Annotated in this window: 16 protein-coding genes; 11 read left to right on the top strand and 5 right to left on the bottom strand. The window is 38.7% G+C overall.

Features of this window, described 5'->3' with window-relative positions; genetic code table 11:
• Positions 1–144: 144 nt before the first annotated feature.
• The 5 genes from A8B79_RS11680 (at position 145) to A8B79_RS11660 (ending at position 10,113) form a co-directional block, all read left to right on the top strand.
• Complete coding sequence (locus tag A8B79_RS11680) at positions 145–2,391, top strand: tetratricopeptide repeat protein (RefSeq protein WP_066222765.1); 2,247 nt, start codon at positions 145–147, stop codon at positions 2,389–2,391.
• A gap of 157 nt (positions 2,392–2,548) precedes the next feature.
• The gene (locus A8B79_RS11675) at positions 2,549–4,795 is read left to right on the top strand and encodes a tetratricopeptide repeat protein (RefSeq protein WP_066222763.1); all 2,247 of its coding nucleotides are present in this window, start codon (positions 2,549–2,551) and stop codon (positions 4,793–4,795) included.
• Between the two features lie 157 nt (positions 4,796–4,952).
• Positions 4,953–7,208 carry a tetratricopeptide repeat protein gene (locus tag A8B79_RS11670; RefSeq protein ID WP_066222761.1) on the top strand — a complete coding sequence of 752 codons (2,256 nt, stop codon included), beginning with the start codon at positions 4,953–4,955 and terminating at the stop codon, positions 7,206–7,208.
• Positions 7,209–7,365: 157 nt separating this feature from the next.
• Positions 7,366–9,618, top strand: a complete 2,253-nt coding sequence (locus A8B79_RS11665) for a tetratricopeptide repeat protein (protein WP_066222758.1) — start codon at positions 7,366–7,368, stop codon at positions 9,616–9,618.
• A gap of 54 nt (positions 9,619–9,672) precedes the next feature.
• The gene (locus A8B79_RS11660) at positions 9,673–10,113 is read left to right on the top strand and encodes a hypothetical protein (RefSeq protein ID WP_066222755.1); all 441 of its coding nucleotides are present in this window, start codon (positions 9,673–9,675) and stop codon (positions 10,111–10,113) included.
• Here A8B79_RS11660 and A8B79_RS11655 read toward each other — a convergent pair.
• Positions 10,090–10,566: a DUF456 domain-containing protein gene (locus A8B79_RS11655; protein ID WP_066222753.1), complete on the bottom strand. Its 477-nt coding sequence runs from the start codon at positions 10,564–10,566 to the stop codon at positions 10,090–10,092. The two genes, A8B79_RS11660 and A8B79_RS11655, sit on opposite strands and share 24 nt — an antisense overlap.
• Positions 10,567–10,709: 143 nt before the next feature.
• Here A8B79_RS11655 and A8B79_RS11650 point away from each other — a divergent pair, with 143 nt between their 5' ends.
• Positions 10,710–12,239, top strand: a complete 1,530-nt coding sequence (locus A8B79_RS11650; protein WP_066222749.1) for a peptide MFS transporter — start codon at positions 10,710–10,712, stop codon at positions 12,237–12,239.
• Between the two features lie 577 nt (positions 12,240–12,816).
• On the opposite strand, the gene A8B79_RS11645 is transcribed toward A8B79_RS11650, so the two are convergent.
• Positions 12,817–13,527: a hypothetical protein gene (locus A8B79_RS11645; protein ID WP_066222745.1), complete on the bottom strand. Its 711-nt coding sequence runs from the start codon at positions 13,525–13,527 to the stop codon at positions 12,817–12,819.
• A gap of 29 nt (positions 13,528–13,556) precedes the next feature.
• On the opposite strand from A8B79_RS11645, the gene mnmE reads away from it, so the two are divergent.
• Positions 13,557–14,948, top strand: coding sequence for a tRNA uridine-5-carboxymethylaminomethyl(34) synthesis GTPase MnmE (gene mnmE / locus A8B79_RS11640; protein ID WP_066222742.1), 1,392 nt, complete (start codon positions 13,557–13,559; stop codon positions 14,946–14,948).
• Positions 14,949–15,006: 58 nt separating this feature from the next.
• On the opposite strand, the gene secG is transcribed toward mnmE, so the two are convergent.
• Positions 15,007–15,405: a preprotein translocase subunit SecG gene (gene secG / locus A8B79_RS11635; RefSeq protein ID WP_066222740.1), complete on the bottom strand. Its 399-nt coding sequence runs from the start codon at positions 15,403–15,405 to the stop codon at positions 15,007–15,009.
• Between the two features lie 95 nt (positions 15,406–15,500).
• Between secG and A8B79_RS11630 the strand changes: the two genes are divergently transcribed.
• From A8B79_RS11630 to A8B79_RS11620, 3 genes are all read left to right on the top strand, one after another.
• The gene (locus tag A8B79_RS11630; RefSeq protein ID WP_066222737.1) at positions 15,501–16,424 is read left to right on the top strand and encodes a mechanosensitive ion channel family protein; all 924 of its coding nucleotides are present in this window, start codon (positions 15,501–15,503) and stop codon (positions 16,422–16,424) included.
• Between the two features lie 193 nt (positions 16,425–16,617).
• A complete protein-coding gene (locus tag A8B79_RS11625; protein ID WP_082894160.1) occupies positions 16,618–17,274 on the top strand; it encodes a YitT family protein in 657 nt (218 codons plus the stop codon).
• Between the two features lie 15 nt (positions 17,275–17,289).
• A complete protein-coding gene (locus tag A8B79_RS11620; RefSeq protein ID WP_066222734.1) occupies positions 17,290–18,204 on the top strand; it encodes an MBL fold metallo-hydrolase in 915 nt (304 codons plus the stop codon).
• Between the two features lie 364 nt (positions 18,205–18,568).
• Here the strand turns inward: A8B79_RS11620 and A8B79_RS11615 are convergent, their stop codons facing one another.
• Together A8B79_RS11615 and A8B79_RS11610 are read right to left on the bottom strand one after the other, a co-directional pair.
• Positions 18,569–23,110 carry a translocation/assembly module TamB domain-containing protein gene (locus A8B79_RS11615; protein WP_066222732.1) on the bottom strand — a complete coding sequence of 1,514 codons (4,542 nt, stop codon included), beginning with the start codon at positions 23,108–23,110 and terminating at the stop codon, positions 18,569–18,571.
• On the bottom strand, positions 23,110–25,092 hold the full coding sequence (locus tag A8B79_RS11610; protein WP_153038429.1) for a BamA/OMP85 family outer membrane protein: 1,983 nt from the start codon (positions 25,090–25,092) through the stop codon (positions 23,110–23,112). Before A8B79_RS11610 ends, A8B79_RS11615 begins: the two co-directional genes overlap by 1 nt.
• A 97-nt stretch (positions 25,093–25,189) precedes the next feature.
• Here A8B79_RS11610 and A8B79_RS11605 point away from each other — a divergent pair, with 97 nt between their 5' ends.
• Positions 25,190–26,440 (top strand): M14 family metallopeptidase, encoded by a 1,251-nt coding sequence (locus A8B79_RS11605; protein WP_066222723.1) that lies wholly within the window; start codon positions 25,190–25,192, stop codon positions 26,438–26,440.
• The last annotated feature ends 37 nt before the right edge of the window (positions 26,441–26,477 follow it).

Below are 26,477 nucleotides of genomic sequence, written 5' to 3'. Positions count from 1 at the left end.
AAAATTAAAGATTATCCCGTCTTCCAATCTGTCACTTCGAACGGATGTGAGAAGTCTAGAGGTATTGTTCCCTTTTAGTGATCCTTTAGATGTCTCACATCCGTTCTACATGACAATACAAGAATTTTTAATTCGTAAAACGTCATGAACATTTCAAATTTCATACAAGAACTAAAGCGCCGTAATGTTTTTAAGGTTGCGGCAGCCTATGCTATTGCGGGATGGTTAATCATTCAAATTGCTACTTCTGTATTTCCCGCGTTCGAATTTCCTGGTTGGACTACTCAATTCGTTATTATTCTCGTTGGAATTGGGTTTCCACTTGCTCTTATTTTTGCCTGGGCATTTGAGCTAACTCCTGAAGGTCTTAAAAAATCTCAGGAAGTGGATATTACTGAATCCGTAACCAACCGTACCGGTAAAAAACTTAACGGGATAATAATCACCGTTCTTTCGATGGCTGTAGTTTTTCTATTAGTGGAAAGGGTCTTTTTTGCCAAAGCCTCTATTTTGGAAAACGCTTCCTTTGAATCCAATTTTGAAACCGCATCCATAGCTGTACTTCCATTTGAAGATTTTAGTTTGGGTGGCGATCAGGAATACTTTGCCGATGGTTTATCAGAAGAATTATTGAATGCCTTAGCTAAAGTTGAAGAATTGAAAGTAGCCGGACGTACTTCCTCATTCAAGTTTAAAGGTCAAAATGAAAATCTTTCTTTAATTGGGCAAGAACTAAAGGTCGATCATATTTTAGAAGGAAGTGTTCGTAAAGCCGGAAATCGTATTCGAATCACAGCTCAGCTTATCAAAGTTGAAGACGGGTTCCATGTATGGTCAGAAAATTTTGATCGCGAACTAACAATTGAAAACATCTTCGATATTCAGGAAGAGATCTCCCGAAAAGTTATGGAGGAGCTTAAAGTACGCCTTCTACCGCAGCTGGAAGAAGATCTGAAAACAAATCCTACTGATGATATTGAGGCTTATAACGCTTATTTAGCGGCTACCCAACTGGAGGTAACCGACGAATTAGATGATCTCAGAAAAGCTGTAGAAAAGTATAAAGAAGCTATACGTATTGATCCCTCCTTTTCATTAGCCTATGCCAGACTTGCTTATGTATATGGAGATCTGAACTGGAAAGGAAATCTTTCTTTAGAAGAAATGAAAGATCTGATGCGGGAAAATATTGATCGCGCTTTACTGATCGATGGCAACGAAGGTAAAGCTTATGAAGCACTTGGCTACTACTATCTGAATATAGAAGACAATCAAAAAGCACTGGAAACCTATGAACGTGCGATCGAATTATTGCCGGGCGATTCAGAGGTGCTAGTAGGGTATCATGATGTGCTCCATGAATTTTCACGACACGATGAATCACATAAGATACTTGAAAAGGCTTACCAAATTGATCCGTTAAATCCTGATATCGCAGCTCATCTTGGCGGCCATTATGTGAATTTGGGGGAAGCTGAAAAGGGACTGGAACTGTTTGACAAGGTACTGGAACGGTATCCGGATTACAAAGGCGTAAAACTGAGAAAAGCGCAGGCTTATGCTGGCATAGGTGTTGGTGAGATCGGTAAATCTTTTATTAGTACTTATCAATTATATAAATCTGATCCTGAAAATGTTGATTTGATCGTTTCTCTCCATGATTTAGCAGAAAGTTTAGGCTTTGAGACATTTCAGGAGTATATGATCATTAAAATGGGAGAGCTTTATCCTAACAATCAGCAGTATTACTTCATGTATGCCAATTACTATTCAGAGCATGGCAAAATCGATGAAGTGATTGAACTTGTAGATACCCAAAGAGGAATATTCTCTGATAACTTCAATAAAGAGATCGACACCTTTAAGTCCAGACTTATTTATATGAAGGGGGAAAAAGAAAAAGCCTTAGAAATGTATGTTGAGATCAACCCCATTGTTATTCAGGATGAAATTGTATTAGCTGACGATGATGAAGCTATGGATATTGCCGGATATCTATCATATTCCAACGGATTAGGATTAAAAGAGGAAGAAAGGTTTAAAAATCTTACTCGTATTTATTGCGATTACCGGTATAAAGCGCTTGAAGAAGCTGAGTTTGAAGCTTCAAGAAAATACAGAGAATGGGATGTAGCTGAATGCGAATTTTATAAAGGTAATGTGGACCGGTTTTTAGAATTGATCCGAAAACAATATTTCGAATATAAAATTGCTTTTGGCTTTCCTCCCTATTTCAAATACTCCAGAAACATGAATACGCTAAATGGTATTCCAGAATACGAAAAGCTTAAAGAAGAAATTCTAGCTGATATTAACCTCATGAAAAAAGAAGCTATCGACTATCTGAAAAGTACAGGCGATTGGAAAGAAGAATGGGAAGAAGGGAATTAAAAATGAAGAATTTAAAATTAAAGATTATCCCCTCTTCCCTTCTGTCACTTCGAACGTATGTGAGAAGTCTAACGGTTTTATGCGGGTTTAGTGATTCTTTAGATGTCTCACATCCGTTCGACATGACAATAGAAGAATTTTTAATCCGCGAAGCATTATGAACATCTCAAATTTCATAGAAGAACTAAAAAGGCGTAATGTCTTTAAAGTTGCGACTGCGTATGCTATTGCAGGATGGTTGATTATTCAGGTTGTTTCTACCGTATCTCCACAACTTGGTTTCCCTGACTGGGTAGCACCCTTTTTTACCGTTTTGGTTTTAGTTGGTTTTCCTCTGGCCCTGATCTTTGCCTGGGCATTTGAATTAACGCCTGAAGGACTAAAAAAATCCCAGGAAGTGGACATCACTGAATCCGTAACCAACCGTACCGGTAAAAAACTTAATGGGATTATTATCACTATTCTTTCCATGGCAGTGATCTTTCTTTTGGTAGAACGTGTATTCTTTGCGGAGGCTTCTTTTATAGAAAACCAATCAGAACTTGCTGATTTTCAAACAGCTTCCATTGCTGTGCTCCCTTTTGTGAATATGAGTGGAGATGAAAACAATGAATATTTTTCTGATGGTCTTTCTGAGGAACTGCTCAATGCTCTCGCTAAAGTAAAAGAAATGAAAGTAGCCGGACGTACTTCTTCATTTAAATTCAAAGGGAAAAACGAAGATTTAAAAATCGTTGGGGACCAACTTGGGGTTGGTCATATTCTGGAAGGTAGCGTCAGAAAAGCTGGAGGTAGAGTTCGAATAACTGCTCAGCTCATTAAAGTGGATGATGGGTTCCATATGTGGTCAGAGACTTTTGACCGGGAACTTACAGCAACAAACATTTTTGAGATACAGGAAGAAATTTCGCGCACGGTATTAAGTGAATTGAAAGTACACCTGTTGCCTGAAGATGAGTCTGAGTTGGAAAACATTCCAACATCTGATATTGAGGGATACTCTATGTATCTGAAAGCAAACCAGCTTGTGGTAAACCGGGATATAGATGAGATAAATGTTGCGATAGATCTCTACAAACAAGCTCTCAGTATTGATCCCTTTTTCGCTGAAGCACATGCACGGTTAGCTATTGCCTATAATTTACAGGGATATTATGGGAATGTCCCCAGAGAACAACAAATTGAAAACATGACACCTCATGTTGACCAAGCTTTCTCGATAGATGAAAACTTAGCTGAAGCTTATGCTGCCTTAGGCTTGTTACATGACATGAAAACAGATTTTGAAGAATCAGAAAAAGCCTTTTTAAAAAGCCTGGAGTTAAATCCTAACCTATCAGATGTGTACAATTGGTTAGGAAACCTGTACATGGATGAGCTAAATGATTTCCAGAAAGGAAATGATCAATACAAGAAAATGTATAAGGTGGATCCTTTGTCTCCTCTATCTATCTACAACCGGGCCCAAGCCAGTCAATTTGAAGATAAATATGAAGAAGCACTTTCGTTTCATGAAATAAATAAAAAAAACAATCCCGAATTTGTTCCTACATACTTAGGATTGGCATTCCTGAAATCCGACCCGCATTATGGGCGATTGGATGAGGCATTTATGGCCGTACATAAAGCCTACCAACTCGACAATAACTTTACCCGCTCTTTAAATATTATGGCTACGAGGGCTCTGGAACTTGATCTGGAACCAGTTGCCAGACATTATATGGAGATATTGAAAAGAAACTATTCTGAAAGTTTAGATTATATAAACCGCGCAGGAACATTTGCTTCTTATACATCTGATTATTCGTATGTAGAGGATGGACTGTTACCACATATTGAAGAATCTGATCTTGTACCTGGTTCTTCAGGGTTTTATTGGACAATGACTGATTATGCTATTTATAAAGATGATCCTGAATTTGCACTACAGTGGTTCGCTAAATTTGATTCCACTTTATTGACCCCAAAAGACCTGACAATTAGTATGCAAAATCTATGGCATACATTGCCTCTTCGTGAACTTTACAAATTCACAGATGAAAAAGAAAAAGCAGACTTATTATTAGATAAGTTCTGTGCTTTTAGCACATCAAATGTGGATCTCTATCCACAAAAAGAAGAAGATAATTGGTATTTATTCGATCAAGCAACCTGTCTTTTGGAAAGAGAGCAAATTGACGCCGTCATTCCAATCATTACAAAACTTTATCTGGAAAGAAATAATCGCGGAAATGAATACAGGTCACTTAAAAAAGACAAAAAATTCCAACTTGCAATGGAGCACCCTGAGTTCAAGAAAATCATGGACGTTGTATTTGCTGATCTGAGAGATCAAAAAGAAAACCTTATTGCTTACCTGAAAGCTGAAGGCGACTGGAAAGAAGAATGGGATGAAGGGAATTAAAAATGAAGAATGTAAAATTAAAGATCATCCCTTCTTCCAATCTGTCACTTCGAACGAACGTGAGAAGTCTAGAGGTTTTATACCTGTTTAGTGATTCTTTAGATGTCTCACATCCGTACAACAAGACAAAGCTCGAATTTTCAATTCGCCAAGCGACATGAACATCTCGAATTTCATACAAGAACTAAAGCGGCGTAATGTATTTAAAGTAGCTACTGCTTACGCTATTGCCGGTTGGTTGATCATTCAGGTATTTGATACAATTGCACCGCAACTCGGATTCCCGGAATGGGTTGCTCCTCTTGTAACTACGTTGGTACTTATTGGCTTCCCGTTAGCGCTTATTTTTGCATGGGCTTTTGAACTCACCCCTGAAGGAATAGAGAAATCAAAAGACATTGAAATAACAGAGTCAGTTACCGAATCAACCGGAAAGAAATTGAATAGACTCATCATAGGTGCTCTATCTTTTGGATTAGTATTTCTTTTAGTGGAACGGATCTTTTTTGCTCAATCTACCATTTTTGATTCGGATGTATCTAAGATTGAAAATGCATCCATTGCCGTTCTCCCTTTCGTAAATATGAGTGCAGATCAATCCAACGAATATTTCTCAGATGGACTTTCAGAAGAGTTATTAAATGGACTTGCTAATATTGAAGGAATGCAGGTTGCGGGACGTACTTCTTCATTTAGTTTTAAAAATAAAAATGCGGATTTAAGGGTCATTGCTGAACAACTCGGAGTAAAGCACATTCTTGAAGGTAGTGTCCGTAAAGATGGTGATCAGATTAGAATCACTGCTCAGCTTGTTCAGGCTGATAACGGTTTCCATCTTTGGAGTGAAACCTATGACCGGGAACTGGAGGGCATTTTTGCCATACAGGAAGAAATTTCCCGTAAAGTTGTGCAAGAACTAAAAGTACGCCTACTCCCTGTTGATGAAGAAGAAATTGCAAAGCGTCCTACAGATGATATTGAAGCTTATAACGCTTTCCTTAAAGCAACGCAATTAGAAGTAAGTCGTAGCCCGGAAGATCTGGAAACAGCTATCACGCTTTATGAACAAGCAATAGAAATTGATCCAACATTTACAGAAGCCTACGCTCGTTTAGCAATTGCTTATGGCTTGTTAAACCAATATGGAAACTTGTCATTTGCTGAGATGCTTGAAAAAATGGATACCAATATTAATAAAGCATTATTGATCAACCCAAACCTTGGAATTGTATATCGGGCACTTGGTTTTTATCAGAACCAGCGACTTGAAGAAAATGCGCTAATAGCCGCTGAAAATGCATATCGAAAAGCAATTGAATTAACCCCAAACGATGCGTATGCCTATAACAGTTTATATATAGCTATCAAAAGCCGAAGTGAAGAAGAAGCATATAGATATTTAGAAAAAGCGTATCAACTAGACCCTTTAAGCAATCCGATCGCAGTAAATTACGCTTCACTTTTTCTGGTAAGAAAAGAATATGAAAAGGGAATTGAATTGCTGGACAAAGTAATTGCCAGAGCCCCTGACTATACCTCTGCTCACCGCGCAAAAATCTCTACACTGGCATTAATTCCTAATGGAGATCTAGATAAAGCTTTTATAGCCGCACATAAGGCTTTAAAAGAAAACCCTGAATCTCTGGAAATATTAAGTTTAATCGTTGGTCTCTCTTCTGACCTAGATCTGATTCCGGTAAGAAAATACTATTCAGATAAAATGTTAGAGCTTTATCCCAGCAACTTTGAAGCTATAGGTGGTATGTTAGAAACCCAAACATTGATGGGGCAAAGCGAGCTGGCTCTTAGTACAATGGATGCTATGAAAACTCAATTTGGTCCTCAGGTTGAAAAATTTATGACTTCTTCTTATTCCAGCAACCTATTCATACTAGGGAGAAACGAAGAAATTTTAGAAATGATAGATAAACATTGGCCGGAGATTGCAAACAAAACGTTTGACTTTGACTCTTACAACAACGATTTGTTAAAAAGAGATGCATTAGACCTGGTATTTCTTTATGCGACCGTGTTAATTGATGAAGGCAAAGAAAAAGAAGCTCAATTCTTTATTAATAGTATTTGTGAAGACTATAGCGCCAAAAATCAGGGCAAAGAAACCACTGATTCCGATTTAGATCCTAACGATTTATGGATGTCAATGAATTGTAATCTTATTAAGGGAAATGTAAAGGAAGGAATAGATCAACTCAAAGAATATTACTTCGAGCGAAAGGGAAAAAGAGCATATCCTTTTGCTTTTCTTAGCGATGTATTTCTGCTTTATAAAGACCATCCCGAAATGATAAAAACCAAAGAACTCATTTTAGATGACATTCATAAAATGCGGAGCGAAGTGATTATCTACCTCAAAGAAGAAGGCGACTGGAAAAAAGAATGGGAAGAGAATTAAAAATGAAAGATTTAGAATTAAAAATTACTTCCCCTTTCACTCTGTCACTTCGATCGAATGTGAGAAGTCTAGAGGTTTTATGCCGGTTTAGGTATTCTTTAGATATCTCACATCTGTTCGACATGACAATACAAAAATTTTTAATCCGCGAAGCGTTATGAACATTTCGAACTTTATAGAAGAACTAAAACGTCGGAACGTCTTTAAAGTAGCCGTAGCTTATGCTATTGCCGGATGGTTGATCATTCAGATCGTTACTGTAATTGAAGCACCTCTTAACATCCCCGATTGGTTTGATACCGTCGTAATTGTATTTGTTGGAATAGGATTCCCACTCACACTTATTTTTGCATGGGCATTTGAATTAACACCGGAAGGAATCAAAAAATCCAGAGAAGTTGAGATTACAGAATCCGTTACTGACCGAACCGGAAAAAAACTGAATGGCGTTATTATTTCAGTGTTATCCATTGCTTTATTTTTTGTAGTTATCGAAAGAGTTTTCTTTGCCAAAGCTTCCATTTTAGAAGATGCAGGTGCTGTAGCTAAAATTGAAACAGCATCTATTGCAGTACTTCCATTTGTAAATATGAGTAGTGATAAAGAAAATGAGTATTTCTCTGACGGACTTTCAGAAGAATTACTCAATGCTCTCGCCAAAGTAGAAGATATGCAGGTAGCAGGACGAACTTCTTCTTTCAAATTCAAAGGGCAGAACGAGAATCTGACTGAGATCGGGAGTGAACTTGGAGTTGCTAATATTCTGGAAGGCAGCGTTCGCAAGTCAGGAAACCGACTTCGAATTACAGCTCAGTTGATCCGTGTTTCTGACGGCTTCCATATGTGGAGCGAAACCTATGATCGTGAATTTACGGTCGACAATATTTTTGATATACAGGAAGAGATCTCCTTACATGTAATGGAAGAACTAAAAGTACGCTTACTTCCTAAAGATGAAGCTCAGTTAGCCAGTCGTCCAACCATGGACATTGAAGCGTACAATGCCTTTCTGGAGGCTACTCAGCGAGAGATCACCTACCAACCGGATGATATTGAATATGCCATTCAAAAATATAAAGAAGCGATTCGACTCGATCCTACCTTTGCGGAAGCTTATGCTCGTTTAGCTCTTGCATACAATAACCTTCATCAGAATGGAAACATAGGTGCGGACGAAACCAAAGTGCTAATGAGAGAGAATGCGGAAATGGCAATCTCGTTAGACAAAGATCTTGGAAAAGCTCATCAGGCACTGGCAGATTATTATGGTTTTGAATTTCAATTCGAAAAAAGCGAAGAAACGCTCAAAAAAGCTGTTGAACTTGCCCCCAATGATGCTTCTATACGAATGGATTACAGAAGTGCACTGGGAAGAAATAATAAAGTTCAAGAATCCAGAGCTCAATTATTTAAAGCCTATGAACTGGATCCGTTGAGTCCGTATATATCCAATTCCTATGCACGTCATCTGGCAGATGTGGAAAACAGGTATTATGAGGCAATGGATATCATTGATCGCAATATCAAACGAACTCCTGATTATAATGGCTCTTATTATGCCAAAGCATGGTTACTGCGTGATGTTCCCTATGGAGAACTCGATAATGCTTTTACCTTTGCTTATGAAGGACATCTGCAAAACCCGGATGACATGGATTTTATGTGGATGGTCTCAGATATCGCTCGAGATCTTAACATGCTGAATATGGCTGAATATTTTGGGGAGAAAATCTCTGAAAAGTATCCTGAGAATCATGCAGGTCCTCGTAACCTTTTGAAAACCAGCCAGACCAGAGGAGACTTTGAGACCACGAAAAAGATAGTCAATGAACTAATTGAAACATACGGAGAACGAACAGTGGAATTCTTTGTGATTGATCTGTTGGCTTATCATTATGAGAAAGAAGAATATCAGGAAGGCTTAGATTTATTGAAAATGAGATTTTCTGATTTTCTTGATGAACCCGGGAAAGAAATAGTTAATGAGGATCAACAAACTGCTTCGATCTTTTATCTCACATTAGCTGATAAAGCAGGGAAAGTGGAGGAAGTTGAAATGATCGCTGATCGATTATGTGAATATAAAGATAAAAGATTGACCGAAATGGAAGAGAGTGGTCACATAGAAATCTATAACGAATTAGATGTTAAACTATGGTGCCAGATCGCAACAGAGCAATATGACGAAGCTGTAGCTGCGATGGAAAAATTCTATTTCGAATTAAACTCCAAAGCAAATTATCCATTAATTATCACATCCGAGATTCCTTTTTTCCGGATAAAAGAGTCACAAAATTTTGAAGCGTTTGAAAAGAAGATTTATGCTGATCTTGGGATAATGCGTGAAAATGTAGTCCAATTCTTAAAAGAAAAAGGTGAATGGCAGGAAGATTGGGCTGAAGAGAATTGATTATTTTAAGATTCAATTGCTAAAGCAATTACCTGTTATAAAACTATTATCTGAATGAGTACAAAATTAAGTCCGGCAAAAACAAAGTTATTCTCCTGGCTTTTCATTTTGACCGGCTTGTTTTTTATTCTGATTGGCATAGGAATTATTCCTGTTGATGATCCAACACTAAATGCTCCAAAATGGGTGGTTGGCTTATGTGGATTTGTATTTTCATTAGCCGGAGTAATAATACTTATTGGAGAAAAGTCACCAATTAATCACCTGTTATCCGGCTTATTGGTTCTGAGCTTTGGTTGCATCGGGGGTTGGATCGCATTTTATGGTGAAGCAGCTCACTTTTCAGGTGGAACTCCTTTTTTAAGTAATACACAAAATGTTTGGATTGCCCGGACCTTATTTGGAAGTGGTTCTCTTTTGTGTTTCGCTGTTGCCTTCTACACGATACTGCAATATCTCAAAAAAGATAGCTCAGAGAATAGCCTTAAAAAATGAGAAAGCAATCATTGCTGCAACGGTAACTTTGATAGCGGTTCCGGTCAAAAACCCTATAAAAGATCCCCAAGCTGATTTAAGTGCTATTTTAACATCTTGTTTATAGATCATTTCTCCCACAAAAGCTCCAATCAGTGTTCCCAGAAAAAATCCTAATGGAGGAAAGAATAACATCCCTAATATCATTCCAATTGTACTTCCCGTAACCCCATAGACCGTGCCCCCAAACTTCTTGGTGGTGTAAGCAGGAAGTGCGTTCTCAAGTATTAGTATAGTCAAAACAACAATTGCCCAGGCTACTAAGAAGAATGTGCTGAACTGGGCGACTCCGCTAAAGTGAAGCACTAAAAGTGCAGCGTAACTGAAAGGAAGTCCCGGTAGCACAGGAAGAAAAGCTCCTGCTAAACCCATCAGGATTAACACCACACCAAGACCAATAAATAATATTTCCATGAGTTATCAAATTTATGAACTGGAATGTACACGTTATTTATTGTTCTTTGTTGCAGATGTCTGAACAATCGGTTCTTGCACCATTGTAACTCTTTAGGTATCATCATCGGTCTTTTTTATACAAAACTTTAAATAAAGAATTTATGGCAAATGTAGCAGAACAAAATCAGGAAATGATGTTCGGGCATCCTAAAGGGCTTTTTTACTTATTCTTCGCTGAGTTGTGGGAACGATTCAGTTTCTATGGAATGAGAGCTCTGTTAACCCTGTACATGGTTAATGAGGTTTTTGAGGCATTAGCTTCAAGAGATATTGCCGCCGCCGCTGTGTATGCTTCATATGGGTCTTTAGTTTATGCTTCTACTGTTATTGGAGGCAGGGTTTCTGATACCATCTTAGGCATGAGGCAGTCTATCTTTCTTGGTGGAATTTTAATGGCACTAGGGCACTTTGTGCTGGCTATTCCCGGTAACCTCACCTTCTTTCTGGCACTTGCTTTCATTGTGGTTGGAAACGGCTTCTTCAAACCAAACATATCCACTTTTGTAGGTTCTTTGTATAAAGATGGCGATGCAAAAAAAGATTCCGGTTTCACTATTTTCTACATGGGTATTAATATTGGTGGATTTGTTGCTCCACTCTTATGTGGATGGCTCGGTCGAGAATATGGATGGCACTATGGTTTTGGACTCGCAGGCATAGGGATGCTTACAGGTTTGGCTTTCTTTTGGAGCGGGATTAAGAAAAATGTTTTTGGTGATAATGGATTGCCACCAAGTCAGGAAGTATATGAGAAGAAAGTTTTGGGTATCCCTCAAAAATACTTTGTTCCTATCTTAGCTTTTCTATCTGCTCCTGTAATAGCTTATTTATTGTCAGCCTACCAGGATATTGGTGGTGGAAACACCTTTTTAGGTGATCAAAATATTGTGAATGTAATCTTTAAGATTGTTGGCGTTGGAATCCTCTTGTATTTAGGATATATAATGTCTCAATGTACTCCCGATGAAAGAAAGAAACTGATTGTTGCAGTCTTCATTACTCTTTTCATGACAATTTTCTGGGGTTTCCATGAGCTTTCAGGTAGTGTTATTACATTGTTTGCTGCGAGAAACGTAAATCTGGTTTGGATCGATGCTGCACAGACCAATGCTCTAAATTCGATGTGGATCATTATTCTTTCAATTCCGATCTCTCTCTTGTGGGGTTATCTAAGTAAGAAAAAGAAGAACCCACCTACTCCTTATAAATTTGCTACAGGTTTAGCATTAGCAGGGATTAGTTTTTATGTACTGGCTTTGAGTGGAAACAGTGCTGATGAATCCGGAATGGTTCCATTTTCATATTTAATGATCATGTACTTCTTACTTTCGGTTGGTGAATTATTTATGTCGCCGGTCGGATTGTCTAAGATCACTGATCTGTCTCCTAAACGAATCGTAGCTTTTATGATGGGAATTTGGTTCTTGTCATCAGCTTATGCCTTCCAGGTTGTAGGTTTTATCGGAAAACAGCTGGCTATCGAAAGTACAGATATCAATGTGGGTGGACTTCAAACATTAAACACGTATCTGGGTGGTTTTGATCTGATCGCTAAGTACGCTCTTGGAGCTTCTGTGATCGTGTTTATTTTATCCCCAATACTTAAACGCATGATGGGCAACGTTCATTAATTGAATTTATCTATAAATTTAAAAGGCTTCTTTCTTCATGGAGAGAAGCCTTTTTTGTTTCAATGAACCTCTTTATCCCTTTGATTTTAGCAATTTGATCTTCTTTGTGGATGTTATATAATTCGTTGACAAAATCGTCCTTTTTTAAATCCTGACAATTTTAGAAAAAAGCTTCCAGCTATATCGACCTTTAGAATTGTTGGCGAGCAAAGAACGCAATGAAATCGACGGCTCCTCAGGAGCAATCGTTACACTCAGGCTGGTTCTTGAATATGTATCATACGCAGGAAGACCTTTTGTAATGATTAGTCGATGCAATGGAGTTCGCGCCAATAATTCTTGTCGGGAGCTTTTGGTACTGGAGCCTGTGCTGAGGAAGCTCAGTAGCGGTACAAAAGTACTTTAACATGTATTAATTACTAGATGGATTATAGAAACCCGGGGATAAATCCCCTTCTAGCTTATGTTCTTGTCTTAAACTCGTACATAAACAAGCAAGGACTTTAGTCCTGCTAACAAACGAAAAAGGATTGGCTCCTACTTTTGTCTTGATATCCCGTTCGAACGGGACAAAAGATCAAAACCTCTTTGCAACACCTAATGTCAGATAAAGAACATCACCATCAGAATAAATAAATCCGGCATCAAGTTGGAAAGACGGGTCTAAGAAGTGAACCATGCCTGCTTCGATCAAATCACTGGAAAAATTCTCATCAAAAGTAACAGCATATCCGAAATAAGCTGCCGTGTTTTCATTCACTGAAAAGCCCGGTGTGATATTAAAATTGAAAGAACCGTTACTCAGTCCATCAAAAAAATCACCGTACCCGAAATTAGAATTTAATCCCCATGTTTCGTTGATCGAATAATCCGCTAACAACATGAACCGAGTTAAGTAATATTCATAGTCATCATTAAAAAAAGGAAGGTTTGTGCGGCTAAGTAAAGACAGATTCAATTTTTCATTCTGAAAAGAACCCAGACTATATTTAAAAGCTAAGGATTGTACCCCCACTCTTGGTTTATCAACTCCTTCAATGAACAACAACGATCCTGCGTTAAACTGAATTTCAAGATCTTCACTCAATCCCGTTCTTAAAAAGATCTGTCCGATATCAGAAAAGTCACCGCTGATAGAGGCTCCGGATTCTAGATAAACGGTCTTTGCAGGAACAGTGAACGTTCCATAACCTGCTCCCGGACGGTCAGCAGAGATATTTTGTGCTATTGCAGATCCTGAAAAAATAAATACTGCGATAACTAAAAGTGTGACAAGTCGATTATTCATAGTAGATGATTTAAGCTTATATTTGACCTATGAATGATACAAAGAAGAACAATTCAATCATACAGAAATCAGCGATAGCAGCCATTGCAACCCCTGTGGGAGAAGGCGGAATTGCGGTTATTCGCGTTTCCGGAAAAGATGCTATCTCACTAGTAAATAAAGCCTTTCAGGGAAGAGATCTTACTTCTTTAGACTCACATACCGTCCATTTTGGCAAGATCATCGATAAAAATAAACTGCCGGTTGATGAAGTATTGGTCACTCTATTCCATTCCCCAAGATCTTACACCGGTGAAGAAACCGTCGAGATTTCCTGCCATGGCGGAGTTTTAGTTACTCAAAAAGTTCTGGAAACCATACTTAGCCTGGGAGTGAAAGCAGCAGAAGCCGGAGAATTCACCCAACGCGCGTTCCTGAATGGAAAATTGGATCTGGATCAAGCCGAAGCCGTTGCTGATATCATTCATGCAAAAAGTATAAAAGCCGTGGATGCGGCTCATCAACAGCTGGAAGGTAAACTGGGAGATTATGTCCGAACCTTTCGTCAACAGATCATTGATGCCACAGCAATGATCGAACTGGAACTGGATTTTATTGAAGAAGACGTTGAGTTTGCCAATAAAGAGCAACTTCAAAAATTGCTGGAAGACGTGGATGCAGAACTCACAAATTTATTGGATACCTATGAAACCGGACGCTTGGTAAAAGACGGTGTTAAAACCGTGCTGATCGGGCGTCCTAATGCCGGGAAATCCACGCTACTGAATACCTTAGTTGGCTCAGACCGTGCTATTGTAACAGAAATTGCAGGAACCACCCGTGATACCATTGATGTGGATTGGAACTTTGATGGCTTGTTATTCAAACTCATAGATACAGCCGGACTTCGGGAAACTGAAGATCTTGTGGAAGCAGAAGGTGTTAAGCGTTCACAAAAAGCTTTTGAACAAGCTGATCTGGTTATTTACCTGAAAGATCTGTCTCAGGCTTTCACGGAAGATGAGAGAAAGGAAATTGCAGCTTTTCAGAAACGAGCGGGCGAAACTCCTTTTATCCTGATCGGCACCAAAGCTGATATTGAAGCAGATCGGGAATGGCGAACCGAATTTGATCTGAAAATATCAGCGGTAGAAGAAGAAAATATTAAAGCGTTAAAAACTCTGCTGAAAAACCGAGCTCTTGAGAATAAACACTATGATGCTTCCAGTTTATTGGTCACTTCTTCCCGTCACCGGGATGCTCTTCAAAAAACCAAGGAGCATATTCAAGCAGCACTAACCGGTTTAGAAAATGGCTTAACTGGCGATTTTCTTTCTATTGATCTGAGAGCAGCTCTAAACGAATTGGGAACAGTTACCGGCGAGATCACCAATGAACATATTCTGGATTCTATCTTTTCCCGGTTCTGTATCGGCAAATAAAAAAGCCCTTACTCTTTCGAGCAGGGCTTTAAATTCTTTCAAAAAGGAAAACTAAATATTAGTTATCCCCTTCTTCTCCTGAATCATCAGAACTTCCTGCATCATTACTCTGAATAGGAACCGCTGATTGAGTTTGAGAAGGAGCGTTCAGATCCTGAACCGGAGCTCCACCATCCTGAAGGATACTACGAGTTGGTCCGTCTCCTGTACGATCTATAGCAAAATTAGCAAGAATACAGAGCACCAAAAAAGCACCTCCGAAAATTCCGGTCGCTTTAGAAAGTAAATCAGCAGTTCTGCGGGCTCCTAAACCTGAGTTTCCACCGAGAGCGCCACCGCCCCCACCGCCGCCGCTAATTCCGGATAAACCGGATCCTTGACCATTCTGTAATAAAACAACTAATATTAAAAGTGCGCAGATGATAGTTATTACTGCAACTAAAATGTTATATAGCATGATAAAATCTTAAATTTTTCAGAGCATTAAAGATATTCAAATTTCTATATTATCCCAAGCGTGTAACTGTCATTTGATAAGGTTATTATCCATTCATGGAAAATTTTTTTAACAGCATAGCAGATTTTTTTCAAAGCTCACCGGTTCTCACAAGCCAAATCCTTAAAACGCTTGTAGTTATATTCATTTTATGGCTCATTCGTTCTTTAACACTCCGTGTTGTACATAAAAATGTAGAGAGTAAGCGCACTACTTATAAATGGAGAAAAAACCTTACCTATATTTCTGCATTTATCGGAATAATTCTTATTTCTCAGATCTGGTTTAGTGCTTTAGGAGATCTCTCAACCTATTTCGGTTTACTTTCAGCCGGTTTAGCGATTGCCCTTAAAGACCCCGTTACAGACCTTGCAGCGTGGTTATTCATCATCTGGAGAAAACCGTTTGACGTCGGCGACAGAATAGAACTGGGTAAATCTAAAGGTGATGTGATCGATATTCGCCCGTTTAAATTTACCATCCTTGAAATTGGTAACTGGGTGGATGCAGACCAAAGTACCGGTCGGGTCATTCATATTCCCAACCATACCGTTTTCACAGAACAGCTTGCAAATTACACCAGCGACTTCCAGTTTATCTGGAATGAGATTGGAATTATGGTCACATTTGAGAGCGACTGGAAGAAAGCAAAGGAAATTCTGAGCACGATCGCTGAGGAAGAATCCAAAGATTTTATTGAGCAAGCAAAGGAACAAATAAAAAGAGCGGCAAAATCTTATCTCATTGAATACCGCTATCTCACCCCCATCGTATACACCAATGTTAAAGACAGCGGAGTGATGTTGTCCATTCGTTATTTAACGGATCCGAGACGTCGCCGCGGAAGTGCTCAGGCGATCTGGGAGCGAGCTCTGGATGAATTTTCGCAATCCGACTCCATTGACCTTGCTTATCCTACTATTCGGGTTTTTAATAATCCAAAAGAGGGCAAACCGGATACAGGTGGACCTACTGAATAAGTAAATCACAAAAGACAAATCACAAATTTCAAAATACAAAACCAATCTTTTGTGCTTTGGTTGCTTACACTCTTCAAACTTATATTCAAATCATCAACAAAGACTATCTTTGATATAGCATAAAACTTATTAGCCGGGGTTAATTCAAAGTTGAATAAACCTTAACTTTGGAGCTCATTAAACATCAAGAGTAATGGCTCCTCCTAACGACAAGATCACTGAACAACTTATTGAAGAAGGCATCGATCCTTCTATCCGTGAACATACTTTGTTAGAAGATCTGATGGCTATTTCGGTAGCTTCGGTACTTCTTTCTTTTGGGATCGCTTTGTTTTCAGAAATGAATTTTTTGATCGGAGGAACGGCCGGAGTAGCTTTCCTTACTCAGTATGCAACCGGATTTTCTTTTGGTGAGGTTTTCTTTGTGATCAACATTCCTTTTTATGGTCTCGCTTTATGGAAACTTGGATGGAAGTTTACCCTCAAAACTTTTGTCACCGTTTTCCTGGTTTCTCTTTGTTCAGATTATGTTCCCTTAGTTTTCGAATTTGGAGATATAAATCCGATTTACGCAGCTGCACTCGGAGGCTTTTTAATTGGTACCGGTTTACTAATGCTGTTCCGGCATAAAGCCAGTTTAGGTGGCTTGAATATCGTATCTATTTATCTACAGAAATTCCATGATATCAATGCCGGCCGGTTTCAAATGTGTGTGGATGTAATCATTATCGTAGGTGCAATTTTTCTGGTAGATGTGATGGCTATTGTTTATTCTGTGCTAGCATCAGTCTTTCTCAACCTGATTCTGGCTGTGAATCATCGTCGTGGAAGGTATCTGGCTTTAGACTAACCAAACGATATTCTTATGAACAGAAAAGACTTTTTGCTCCGCTCGGCAATGATGGGCGCAGCTACTATGCTTCCTATTCAGAAACTGGCTTTTTTACTTCAAACACCATTTACAACTCTGCGCCGGAATGTCGGCACATTTGTTGGCAGAGGCGGAACTATCGGTTGGCTGGCTACAAAAAATTCACTGGTTGCTGTGGATTCTCAGTTTCCAGACTCAGCACAAACTTGTTTGGATGGCTTAAAAGAAAAGACAGATCATGTGATGGATTATCTGATCAATACTCATCATCATGGAGATCATACAGCAGGAAATCCCGTCTTCAAAGGTTTTGCAAAGCATATAGTGGCGCATCAGAATGTTCCGGACCTCCAGAAAAGATCAGCGGAAAGCAGAGGGCAGGAAGCCGTAGATGCTCTGGTGTATGCTGATTTAACCTACATCGATAAATGGAGTGAAGAAGTTGGAGATGAAACGGTTCATTTGATGCATTTTGGTCCGGCTCATACAGGAGGGGATTCAGTAGTGTATTTCGAGAAAGCTAATGTTGCTCACATGGGAGATCTTATGTTAAACAGGGCCTATCCATTTATTGACACCAATGGCGGAGCCAATATTACCAACTGGATCCAGGTTCTGCGCAAAACCGTTGAGGAGTTAGAAAATGATACCATTTACATCTATGGACACGGAAATTCGGAATTCGGAATAACAGGAAACAAAGATGATCTGATCTTGAAAAGTAATTTCCTTGAAGCGCTTTTGGAATACACTCAAAAAGGGATCAACGAGGGCAAAAGCAAAGAAGAAATTGCTAAAGCTGAAGTGATTCCGGGTTTTGAAGTATTTAAGGCGCCGGGTTGGGGATTAACGCTAAGCAGAAACATTGAGGCTGCTTATACAGAACTCTCATCATCTTATGACCGATAGTTGTTATGGAAAACTCATCCCGTACATTAGCTGAAAAAAACTCACAAAAAGCCTCGACAAGCAAAACCCGTTGTTTGTACTGCGGTCATGAAGCTGAACTGATATGGGTTCATGGTCACGGGCAATGTTCAAATTGTGGAATAAATACCGAAGAATGCTGCCGTGGTGAAAGCTGTGAACCTTTTCGGAATTGAGAATTCTTGAATGAAGGATTAAGAATTATTCTAGTTCTATAACCTAAGAGGTTTTACTTGCCACTAATACACAAAAACACGAATTAATAATTGAAGTTTTGTGCTTTTGTGTTTCCGTGGCATTTTCCTCATTTCGTAACTCTGCTTCCACACAAATCTAAAAAATAAAATCAATAATCATATTGATATCTGAAATCGATACCACGGCGGTTGGAGTCTTCGCCTTCAGTAATGATCAGATCCCAGGTTTTTGAAAGGGCATATTCCAAAATGAATAATGTTTTGGGATCAGAACTGGTGATCTCATTTACAATAGCAAAGAACGTTCGGTCATTTAAGTACCAGCCGGTTTTTATAGACGTACCCGTTTCATTTCCCACTCTGGTGTTGTCGATCTGTACAACATCCACGCCAAGTTCTCTGGTCGCCAGAGCTTCCACTTCATCCAGTAAAACTCCTGTAAGCAAGTCCGTTGGCGAAGAACCTCCATTCTGAACCAAAGCATTCTGCCAGGAATCAAAAGCATAACAAGGTTTATTAAACAAGGTGTAGCAGTAAATATCCTGTTGCTCCATAGGCGGATCACTTTCAAAAACATACTCAGGTTCTTCAGCTGTTCCCTTTATGATATAATACAATGTTACTTCCTGTTCTCCTTTTCTGGATATCGGAACATAGGCGCTTTTTACGTTCAGGTCGGGATTCGCCGGGGGGCCGCTGAATATCAATTCTGCTTCTTCCAGCTCAAAACGTTTTCCTAATGGTCGCACATAACCACTTGTACCTCTGAGGCTACCGAATAATGATAGATCTCCTTTTGTTTCTTTCTGAGCATCCAAATCACCTTCTATCTCAATTTCCAGATCTAAATACCTCCGGTTTCTGACAAAAAAGTTCCGCTCTATCGCAAACTCCATTTCGATCGATAATGAATCATAATAACTCACATTAGTTGCTTCTTCTCCTTCAAGCGTGACATCCTCCACCGTTTTATCACCGAAATCGTCCAGAACTATGAAACCGTTTTTTACTGCAAATCTACCGGTTGCTTTCGGCGTGGATACAGGACCACTCAATCTGGAATCCAGATCTACCACTAAATTGTATTCATCAGTATTGGCAAGCTTGAACTGATTGGCCTTGGCTTCTATATCGAGCGTAGTTGGATATAACCCGTCGAGAGCGATGATTCCGTTTGCATTAAAACTTCCTTTTCCACTTTTAGCCGATAATTGTTTAAGGGATATTTTGTCCTTGGAAAACTCTATTCTGGATTTAATTCCATCAACTTTTATACCGGCTATCGGCGATTCGAACGACGTTTTTGTTAAATCGAAATAGCCGTTTGTGGTGATCTCGTCTTCTGTTCCTTTCAGTGATAATTCTCCATTCAATGAGCCTTTCAGATTTTTGGTGTACTCTTTGTTTACGAAGTCATTGAATACTGCAAGATTGAAGTTTCTAGTTCTTATTTCTGCAGATACAGGTTTGTTTTCATCTACCGTATTGAGCTCAAATGTTTTAAAGTTGTAAGAAAATGGAAAGTCGATATCTATATCAGCGGCTTTTTGCTTGGCGGCCAAAATCTCTGTGTTTATAAAGATATTTTCTTTTTCCTGGCTGTAATTAAACTCCGCAAATACGGAATCCAAACGAACATCTGAAAGCACAGGATCCTGAATATTAAACGAACCTTCAAAATTTGGTGTCCCCGCTGTTCCCGAAAGCGTTCCGTTAAAACTTATAATTCCTTCCGTTCCTGTGATCTCAAATTTCTCCAGGGCTGATTTGAATCTTGATAAAGGGATTGGACGGATAATCAAATTACCCTTCACTGATTGATCATAAAATTCATTTGAGAGTTGTTCCGGATCGGAAAGGTCTAAGGGAACATCCAGACTTCCTGAAATAACTTCTTTGCGATCCCAGATCAATGATAAATTGGATTGTATCCTTTTGTTCTTTGCATCAAAATTGATGCTGAATATATCTGCCTGAACACCCTCGTATTCAATATTCTGCAGTTCCAGATTTCCGTTTCCGGTAAGAGTTGTTGCCGTTTTATTAATATTTGCACGACCTGAAAGAACTCCATCTATATATCTTTCGCTGAAAATGATTTCCTGTAAGATGCCGAAATCGAAATTTTCTCCTACAAACCAGATCTGTTGATTCACACTATCAGCATATGGCACAGCCAGTGAAAGAAAAGCACCATTTGGAGAAACAAGTTCTAATGAGTCTGTTCTGATCTCGCCATTTTTGACCGAAATATTAAACGAGTTCTGAAGTTTAAGGCTATTATCATTCGTTTTAAGATCCAGCTTATCCATAACTACTGCTATATGCATAGAATCAGTAAGTAATTCGTACGTCCCTGCATTATTTATTCTGCCATTTACATTATCCTGAATCTCAATAGAATAACTTCCAAAAAGCGAGTCCGCCGTTCTGGTTGAATTAGTCGTGACTTTTATATCCTGCAATAACGTTTCATAGATCTTGGGGTCTTTAATATCAATTTCAAAACTCCCTTCCTCTCTCTCTTTCAATACAAATTCTCCGCTTCCGGTCATACCGCTTGCAAGAAATAACTCATCCACTACTATATTTTGAAGATCGAACTCAGTTTTACATTCCAAAATACCTTCTTCGTTTTCATAAACATCCGCAGAAAGACGGCCTTGAGCTTGTAAAATTTCCAGATCAGCTAGTTCCGCAAAAGGTTGAGTATTTTTGAGTTCAAGATCAAATGAGAGTACATTTTCGGGATCCTTCTCATCACTTATATTTCTTCGTCCACTGAAACTTGCATTAGCAATATCACTATTCAAAGTGGCTTCAGAAACTTTAAGAATCCCTTTTTCAATAGTGTAGTTACCATTTAGCACATTAATTGCAGCTCCGTTTACAAAGCTTGTATCTACTTTTGCGCTACCCTCTAAAACAAGATTCTCCGGGTTCGACCCACGACCTTTACCCGAGACATCAAAGTCTATATCAGTTGGAAAGTCCGACAGCATCAATAATTCAGATATATCTAAACTTTGGGAAGAGACCTGATAGCTAAACGACGGTAGTTCAGACAGAAATTCCGTTGCGTTAGCTTTAAAATTAATATCCGAAGTTTGTATGCGTGTAAACCCTTCCGCCTTCACAGAGTCTTTTGATACACTCGCATCCAGATAAAGATACTTAATCTCCTCATCACCGATCACCAGTGGGTTTGAGGTACGAGACGCAAATCCTCCACCGTAATTTCTCTGAAATTCTTCGCTCCTCGGATCTCTTATGGTGTTTGCGATCGTAAAGTTCCATGGCGTTTCTGAAAGTTCAAATCCGTTACCATCACCTGTAATATTGATTCTGATATCTGTTCGTGGAGCGTCCTCTGCCCAATACTGTGCATTAAAACTGTCCAGCCATAACCCAAATCTCCAACTCGTTGTATCATTGAAAACATTTTCTATGGTTGTGTTGGCTCGGACATTTTCTTCTCCACTTGTAGTAACATCCAGATTTGCCAGTATTTTTCCTTTTTTCAGGCTACCACTTCCAAAAAAACGTCTAAAATTATACTCTTCGTAGCGGATTCCTTCTATGGTAAATCCCCAGGTAATATCTGCTTTTTCATATTCCTGACTAACTGCTCCGTCCATTGTAATCTGGAATAAACCTGTTTGCACATCTACAGAATCATTTGTTAATGCTGCGATGTCAAAGTTATCACCTCTGATCCCAAATTGGGTAAGCGTGATCTTTTCTTTCAAATTAAAGGTAGCAGTAGCTTCAAGGTTTCTTGCAAAATCTGCATCAGCATTCAATTCTACATTAATACTTTCACGATCTCCTTTTACCTTTACTTCAACTACCACTTCCTCTTTTGGGATTTCAGTTTCAGCATAAGCTCTTACGTCTTCAGTAGAAAGCGGATCGAGTTTTATATCGGAATTGAATACGGAATCTTTCAGATTGGCAAACCCATTAGCTTTAAAAAGAGATCTTCCTGTATTCAGAACCAGATCCTGAAGCGAGATTTGTTGATTCTCATATGATCCTGAAGCTTTAAAGGAAATCGACTCCGGTAGTCTGCCTTCTTTGATCTCAAAATTTAATTTTGATAGTTGAGCTTCAATTTCTTCTGTCAATGCAAAACTCGCCCGAGCTTCAATGCTTTGAATAGAAACAGATGAATCCGGAAGTAAGTCAGGAGAATACAGAGAAACATTGCTCCTTTTGATATTTATATCTGCTATCTCGAATTGAAATGAAGATTCTTCGGAAGTGGTATCAGGTTTAACAATTTCCTGAACATTAAATACCGCCGTAGAATCTTCTGTATATCCTGTTTGTCTTGCGTGGATGTTTGCTTCGGCAACTGATATTTGCTCGATGTGAAATGTCCCAGACAGAAAACTCAATACATCATATTTTGCGTACAATGTATCTACATATGCTACAGAGTCAGCCTCACCTATATGAATGCCTGTTAATCGAATTTCTTTCCACAAATCTCCGCTTATTTCGTTGATGGAAAAACCAACAGTAAGATTCTCATTGCCAATTTCTTCGATCTTATTCTTGGCGAAATTTTGTACAGTCTTTGTTTTCAGTGACAGACGTAATCCTGCAAGAAGTAAAAACAATACTAAAATTACCCAGAGCAAGCCCTTCAGTATTTTTACAAAGATATTTGTTGACTTCTCACTCATTAAAATGCCTGCCCTATACTAAAATGAAAATGCCACCTGTTCCAGGCAGAGCTCATACTATCGTCTCCCTGATAGATATTCAGATCTTCATCAGTAGGATTCACTTTGTATCCAAGATCGACGCGAATAGGCCCGATCGGAGATTCATATCTGACTCCTCCTCCAACTCCAAACTGAATCGGTCGGTTTTCAGTTGTACGAATTGTTTTCCAAACCTGACCGCCATCTATAAATCCTGCAAAACTTAATCCTTTTATAAATCTGTCAACGTCTTGTCTCAGCTCGAAATTAAAACTTAATGTTGCTTTACCCCCGGTTGGCACATAGCCCGAAAAAACACCTAAGGAATCAAACACTGCTTCTTTTGGACCCAACTCTTGTCTCCCCCATCCACGAACTTCACTTGATCCTCCATTATAAAACCGGATATCAGCCGGCAAGGAATCCTGTTTGGCGTAATAAATAGATCCTCCATTTACTCTTGCAGCTGCAACCAGGCTCTCATTTAACTTTTTATATCCTCTTATATCTAATGATGCTTTCTGAAAAGAGTAAGTAGCTTCGTTAAACAAACCCGATAATTCTAAAAATGGCTGAACAGTAAAGCCATTGCCACCTCTTGGAAGTCCTTTCCTTGCATAAACGCTAAACTTGAATGATGAAATATTATAGTTTAAAATGCTGTCGGGACTGACCACAGAAGTTCCATCTTCATTTTCTTTAACATCAAACTCCCGGTTCAGCGTAAAATCATAGTTGAAAGTTCCTGTAACCGACTCACTGTAGTTATATCCGAAGCTATTCCTGATACCTCCTGTGTCAATGGAATAGGCTCGTTCAATACGTCGCTGAACAAATGGCGAAATAGTAATACTGCTTTTAGTATTGTATACGTAAGGAAACAAATAGCTTGCTCCCAATCTCAAATCAAATGCAGATAGTTTTGTATTCAAAGAAAATAATTCTCCTTTCCCTCTGGCATTTCTATGACTCCAGGATGCTTGTGCCCGAAATAATTTGTAAGAATTTAAAATTGTTAATCGGTCATCATTAAATCTGTCATAGTTTCCTATTCCAAAAGTAGCAGCGAAAGATCTTAAACTTCTTTCCTTCACTCTTGCCAATACATTTATAGTGCTGTCTTGTTCCTGATCCGGTATTGAAATTAGTGCAAACCTAAGTAAGTGATGGCCAAATAATTCTCTTTGCGCTTCCCGCATTGCATCATCACTAAAATATTCGTTTTTATCGACCCCGGTTTCCCGTCTGATATATTTTGCATCCAGTGTAGTTTCTCCTTCTACAAATATAGAATCGAATCTTGCTCTTGGCCCAGGATAAGTAAGCATTGCTACACTTGCTTTTTTTGCAGTAGTATCTACTTTTGTTTGAACCTCAGTTTCCGCATATGGATATCCCAGGTTTCTCAATATATTTGTGAAGTCCGATTCCACCTGTGCTTTTGACACCGGTTGATAAATTTTTCCTTTTCGGTAAGGCAAGCGATTGAGTTCTTTTTTAAACTTCTCACTACCATAGATAACTGAACTGTCTCTCATAGATGTTTGCAGAAGTACCTGAACTGAATCTATTCTAATTGGAGTATTTTCAACTACCATAAATATGAGTTCTTTCTTCCACTCTTTATTTTTGGACTCCAACCTGTAGTTCACATCTACTTCATTAAATCCGCGGCGCTGGTAGAATCTTTCTAATCGTATTACATCTCTGCGAATTTCCGTTTCCGAAACATAAAATCCCTTTTCATTAAAAAAAGTGATCTTCTTCCAAATAGAAGGGGCTTCATTGGAAATGTACCTTTTGAGGACTATGTCATTGTACGTGTTATTTCCTTCAATTTTCACATTCCAAATACGATCCGGTTTTCCTTCATCCTGAGCTATAAGCGGAAACAGAGGTACGGTTACGAACATCAAAAAGATTACGTAAATTCTGATATGTTGAGTAAGTAATTTTTTCAATGTTTAATTAATAGCCAAATATTTAATCTGCAATCTTGTAGACTCAGCAGTTATCCCTTTATTTCTTTAATGTGTTCAATAGAACTAACAATGTACTATGTATAAATATTTAATTCTTTCTGTTTGTTTTCTCTTTCTATTTAACTGCAAATCGTCTGAGGAGTTTACGGGTTTTTCCTACGATCCCCCTAATGTAACGGATACTCAAGATAAAAAAGTCCATCCTCAACACAGAAGAATAATTGGTGCAGGAAACCCGGTCGTTTGGGTCTCAAACAATTTCGAAAGTGCTAGGCTAAGTGATTTTTATGCCATTAATGACAGCACATTTGAAGTTTTTATTGAGCCGGAAAACGCCCCGATAAACAACAGTCCCTGGTACGCATTCAAAATTTGGAGCGACTCAACCAGATCTGCAGTTATACGTCTCAATTACAACAACGCTCGTCATAGATATGTTCCTAAGATTTCCGCCGGTGATTCTACATACACATTGGACATGAATAAAGCTGTTTATGATTCGGCTTCAAAGACTCTGGACTTTCAAGTCAATCTTTCAAAAGAACCAATTACTGTAAGTGCTCAACCCATTTCAAACACAAAGTCTTTTGATGACTGGTTGATGAAAATGTCTCAACATTCATATGCCTCAATTAGTGAAATTGGAGTCAGTAAACTTGGAAACCCGATCAAAGAACTGACAATTAATGAAACAGATCCTAATAGTAAGGCCGGTGTTCTAATCATAATGAGCCGGCAACATCCACCTGAAGTTTCAGGCTATTATGCGGCCCGGTATTTCATAGAAGAACTGATTTCGGATTCAGAACTTTCAAAACAATTCAGATCTGAGTTCATAGTTCGTTCATTCCCTTTGATTAATGTCGATGGTGTTATAAATGGACATTGGCGACATAGCGCTGCCGGAATTGACTTAAACCGGGATTGGGAAAATTTCAATCAGCCGGAAACCAGGGCTGTTAAAGATGCTCTGTTACCTTTGCTTCAGGACCCTATGAAAACTGTTTATTACGGAATTGATTTTCATTCCACTAATGAAAATATCTTCTACCCTATAGAACAATCTGTAAAAACATTTCCTGATGATTTGACTCAAAGATGGACCCCCTTTATTCAGCAAGACAACGAATCTGTCAAGTTTGTTACGGAAGAGTTTGATACAACCTCTCCTATTTCAAAAAACTGGATCTATAAAACTTTTGGGGCAGACGCCGTGACTTTTGAAATGAGTGACGAACTTCCTCTTGAAACCATAGAGCAAGTAGGTAGGTCTGCTGCAAGAAGTCTTATGAAATTATTGCTGGATGAAAAAAGCAAAGTCCAATAAAAAACTTTGCTATATCTCACTTTTTTTTAAATTGCTA

Source organism: Balneola sp. EhC07 (genome assembly GCF_001650905.1).
Classification (GTDB): domain Bacteria; phylum Bacteroidota; class Rhodothermia; order Balneolales; family Balneolaceae; genus Balneola.
Note: the sequence above shows the minus strand (reverse complement) of the source record. Positions and strands in the feature narration are given on the sequence as shown.

What these genes read in the sequence shown, in the direction of transcription:
- A8B79_RS11680 (WP_066222765.1), top strand. Translation starts at nt 145, where the DNA reads ATGAACATTTCAAATTTCATACAAGAACTAAAGCGCCGTAATGTTTTT.
- A8B79_RS11675 (WP_066222763.1), top strand. Translation starts at nt 2,549, where the DNA reads ATGAACATCTCAAATTTCATAGAAGAACTAAAAAGGCGTAATGTCTTT.
- A8B79_RS11670 (WP_066222761.1), top strand. Translation starts at nt 4,953, where the DNA reads ATGAACATCTCGAATTTCATACAAGAACTAAAGCGGCGTAATGTATTT.
- A8B79_RS11665 (WP_066222758.1), top strand. Translation starts at nt 7,366, where the DNA reads ATGAACATTTCGAACTTTATAGAAGAACTAAAACGTCGGAACGTCTTT.
- A8B79_RS11660 (WP_066222755.1), top strand. Translation starts at nt 9,673, where the DNA reads ATGAGTACAAAATTAAGTCCGGCAAAAACAAAGTTATTCTCCTGGCTT.
- A8B79_RS11655 (WP_066222753.1), bottom strand. Translation starts at nt 10,566, where the DNA reads ATGGAAATATTATTTATTGGTCTTGGTGTGGTGTTAATCCTGATGGGT.
- A8B79_RS11650 (WP_066222749.1), top strand. Translation starts at nt 10,710, where the DNA reads ATGGCAAATGTAGCAGAACAAAATCAGGAAATGATGTTCGGGCATCCT.
- A8B79_RS11645 (WP_066222745.1), bottom strand. Translation starts at nt 13,527, where the DNA reads ATGAATAATCGACTTGTCACACTTTTAGTTATCGCAGTATTTATTTTT.
- mnmE (WP_066222742.1), top strand. Translation starts at nt 13,557, where the DNA reads ATGAATGATACAAAGAAGAACAATTCAATCATACAGAAATCAGCGATA.
- secG (WP_066222740.1), bottom strand. Translation starts at nt 15,405, where the DNA reads ATGCTATATAACATTTTAGTTGCAGTAATAACTATCATCTGCGCACTT.
- A8B79_RS11630 (WP_066222737.1), top strand. Translation starts at nt 15,501, where the DNA reads ATGGAAAATTTTTTTAACAGCATAGCAGATTTTTTTCAAAGCTCACCG.
- A8B79_RS11625 (WP_082894160.1), top strand. Translation starts at nt 16,618, where the DNA reads ATGGCTCCTCCTAACGACAAGATCACTGAACAACTTATTGAAGAAGGC.
- A8B79_RS11620 (WP_066222734.1), top strand. Translation starts at nt 17,290, where the DNA reads ATGAACAGAAAAGACTTTTTGCTCCGCTCGGCAATGATGGGCGCAGCT.
- A8B79_RS11615 (WP_066222732.1), bottom strand. Translation starts at nt 23,110, where the DNA reads ATGAGTGAGAAGTCAACAAATATCTTTGTAAAAATACTGAAGGGCTTG.
- A8B79_RS11605 (WP_066222723.1), top strand. Translation starts at nt 25,190, where the DNA reads ATGTATAAATATTTAATTCTTTCTGTTTGTTTTCTCTTTCTATTTAAC.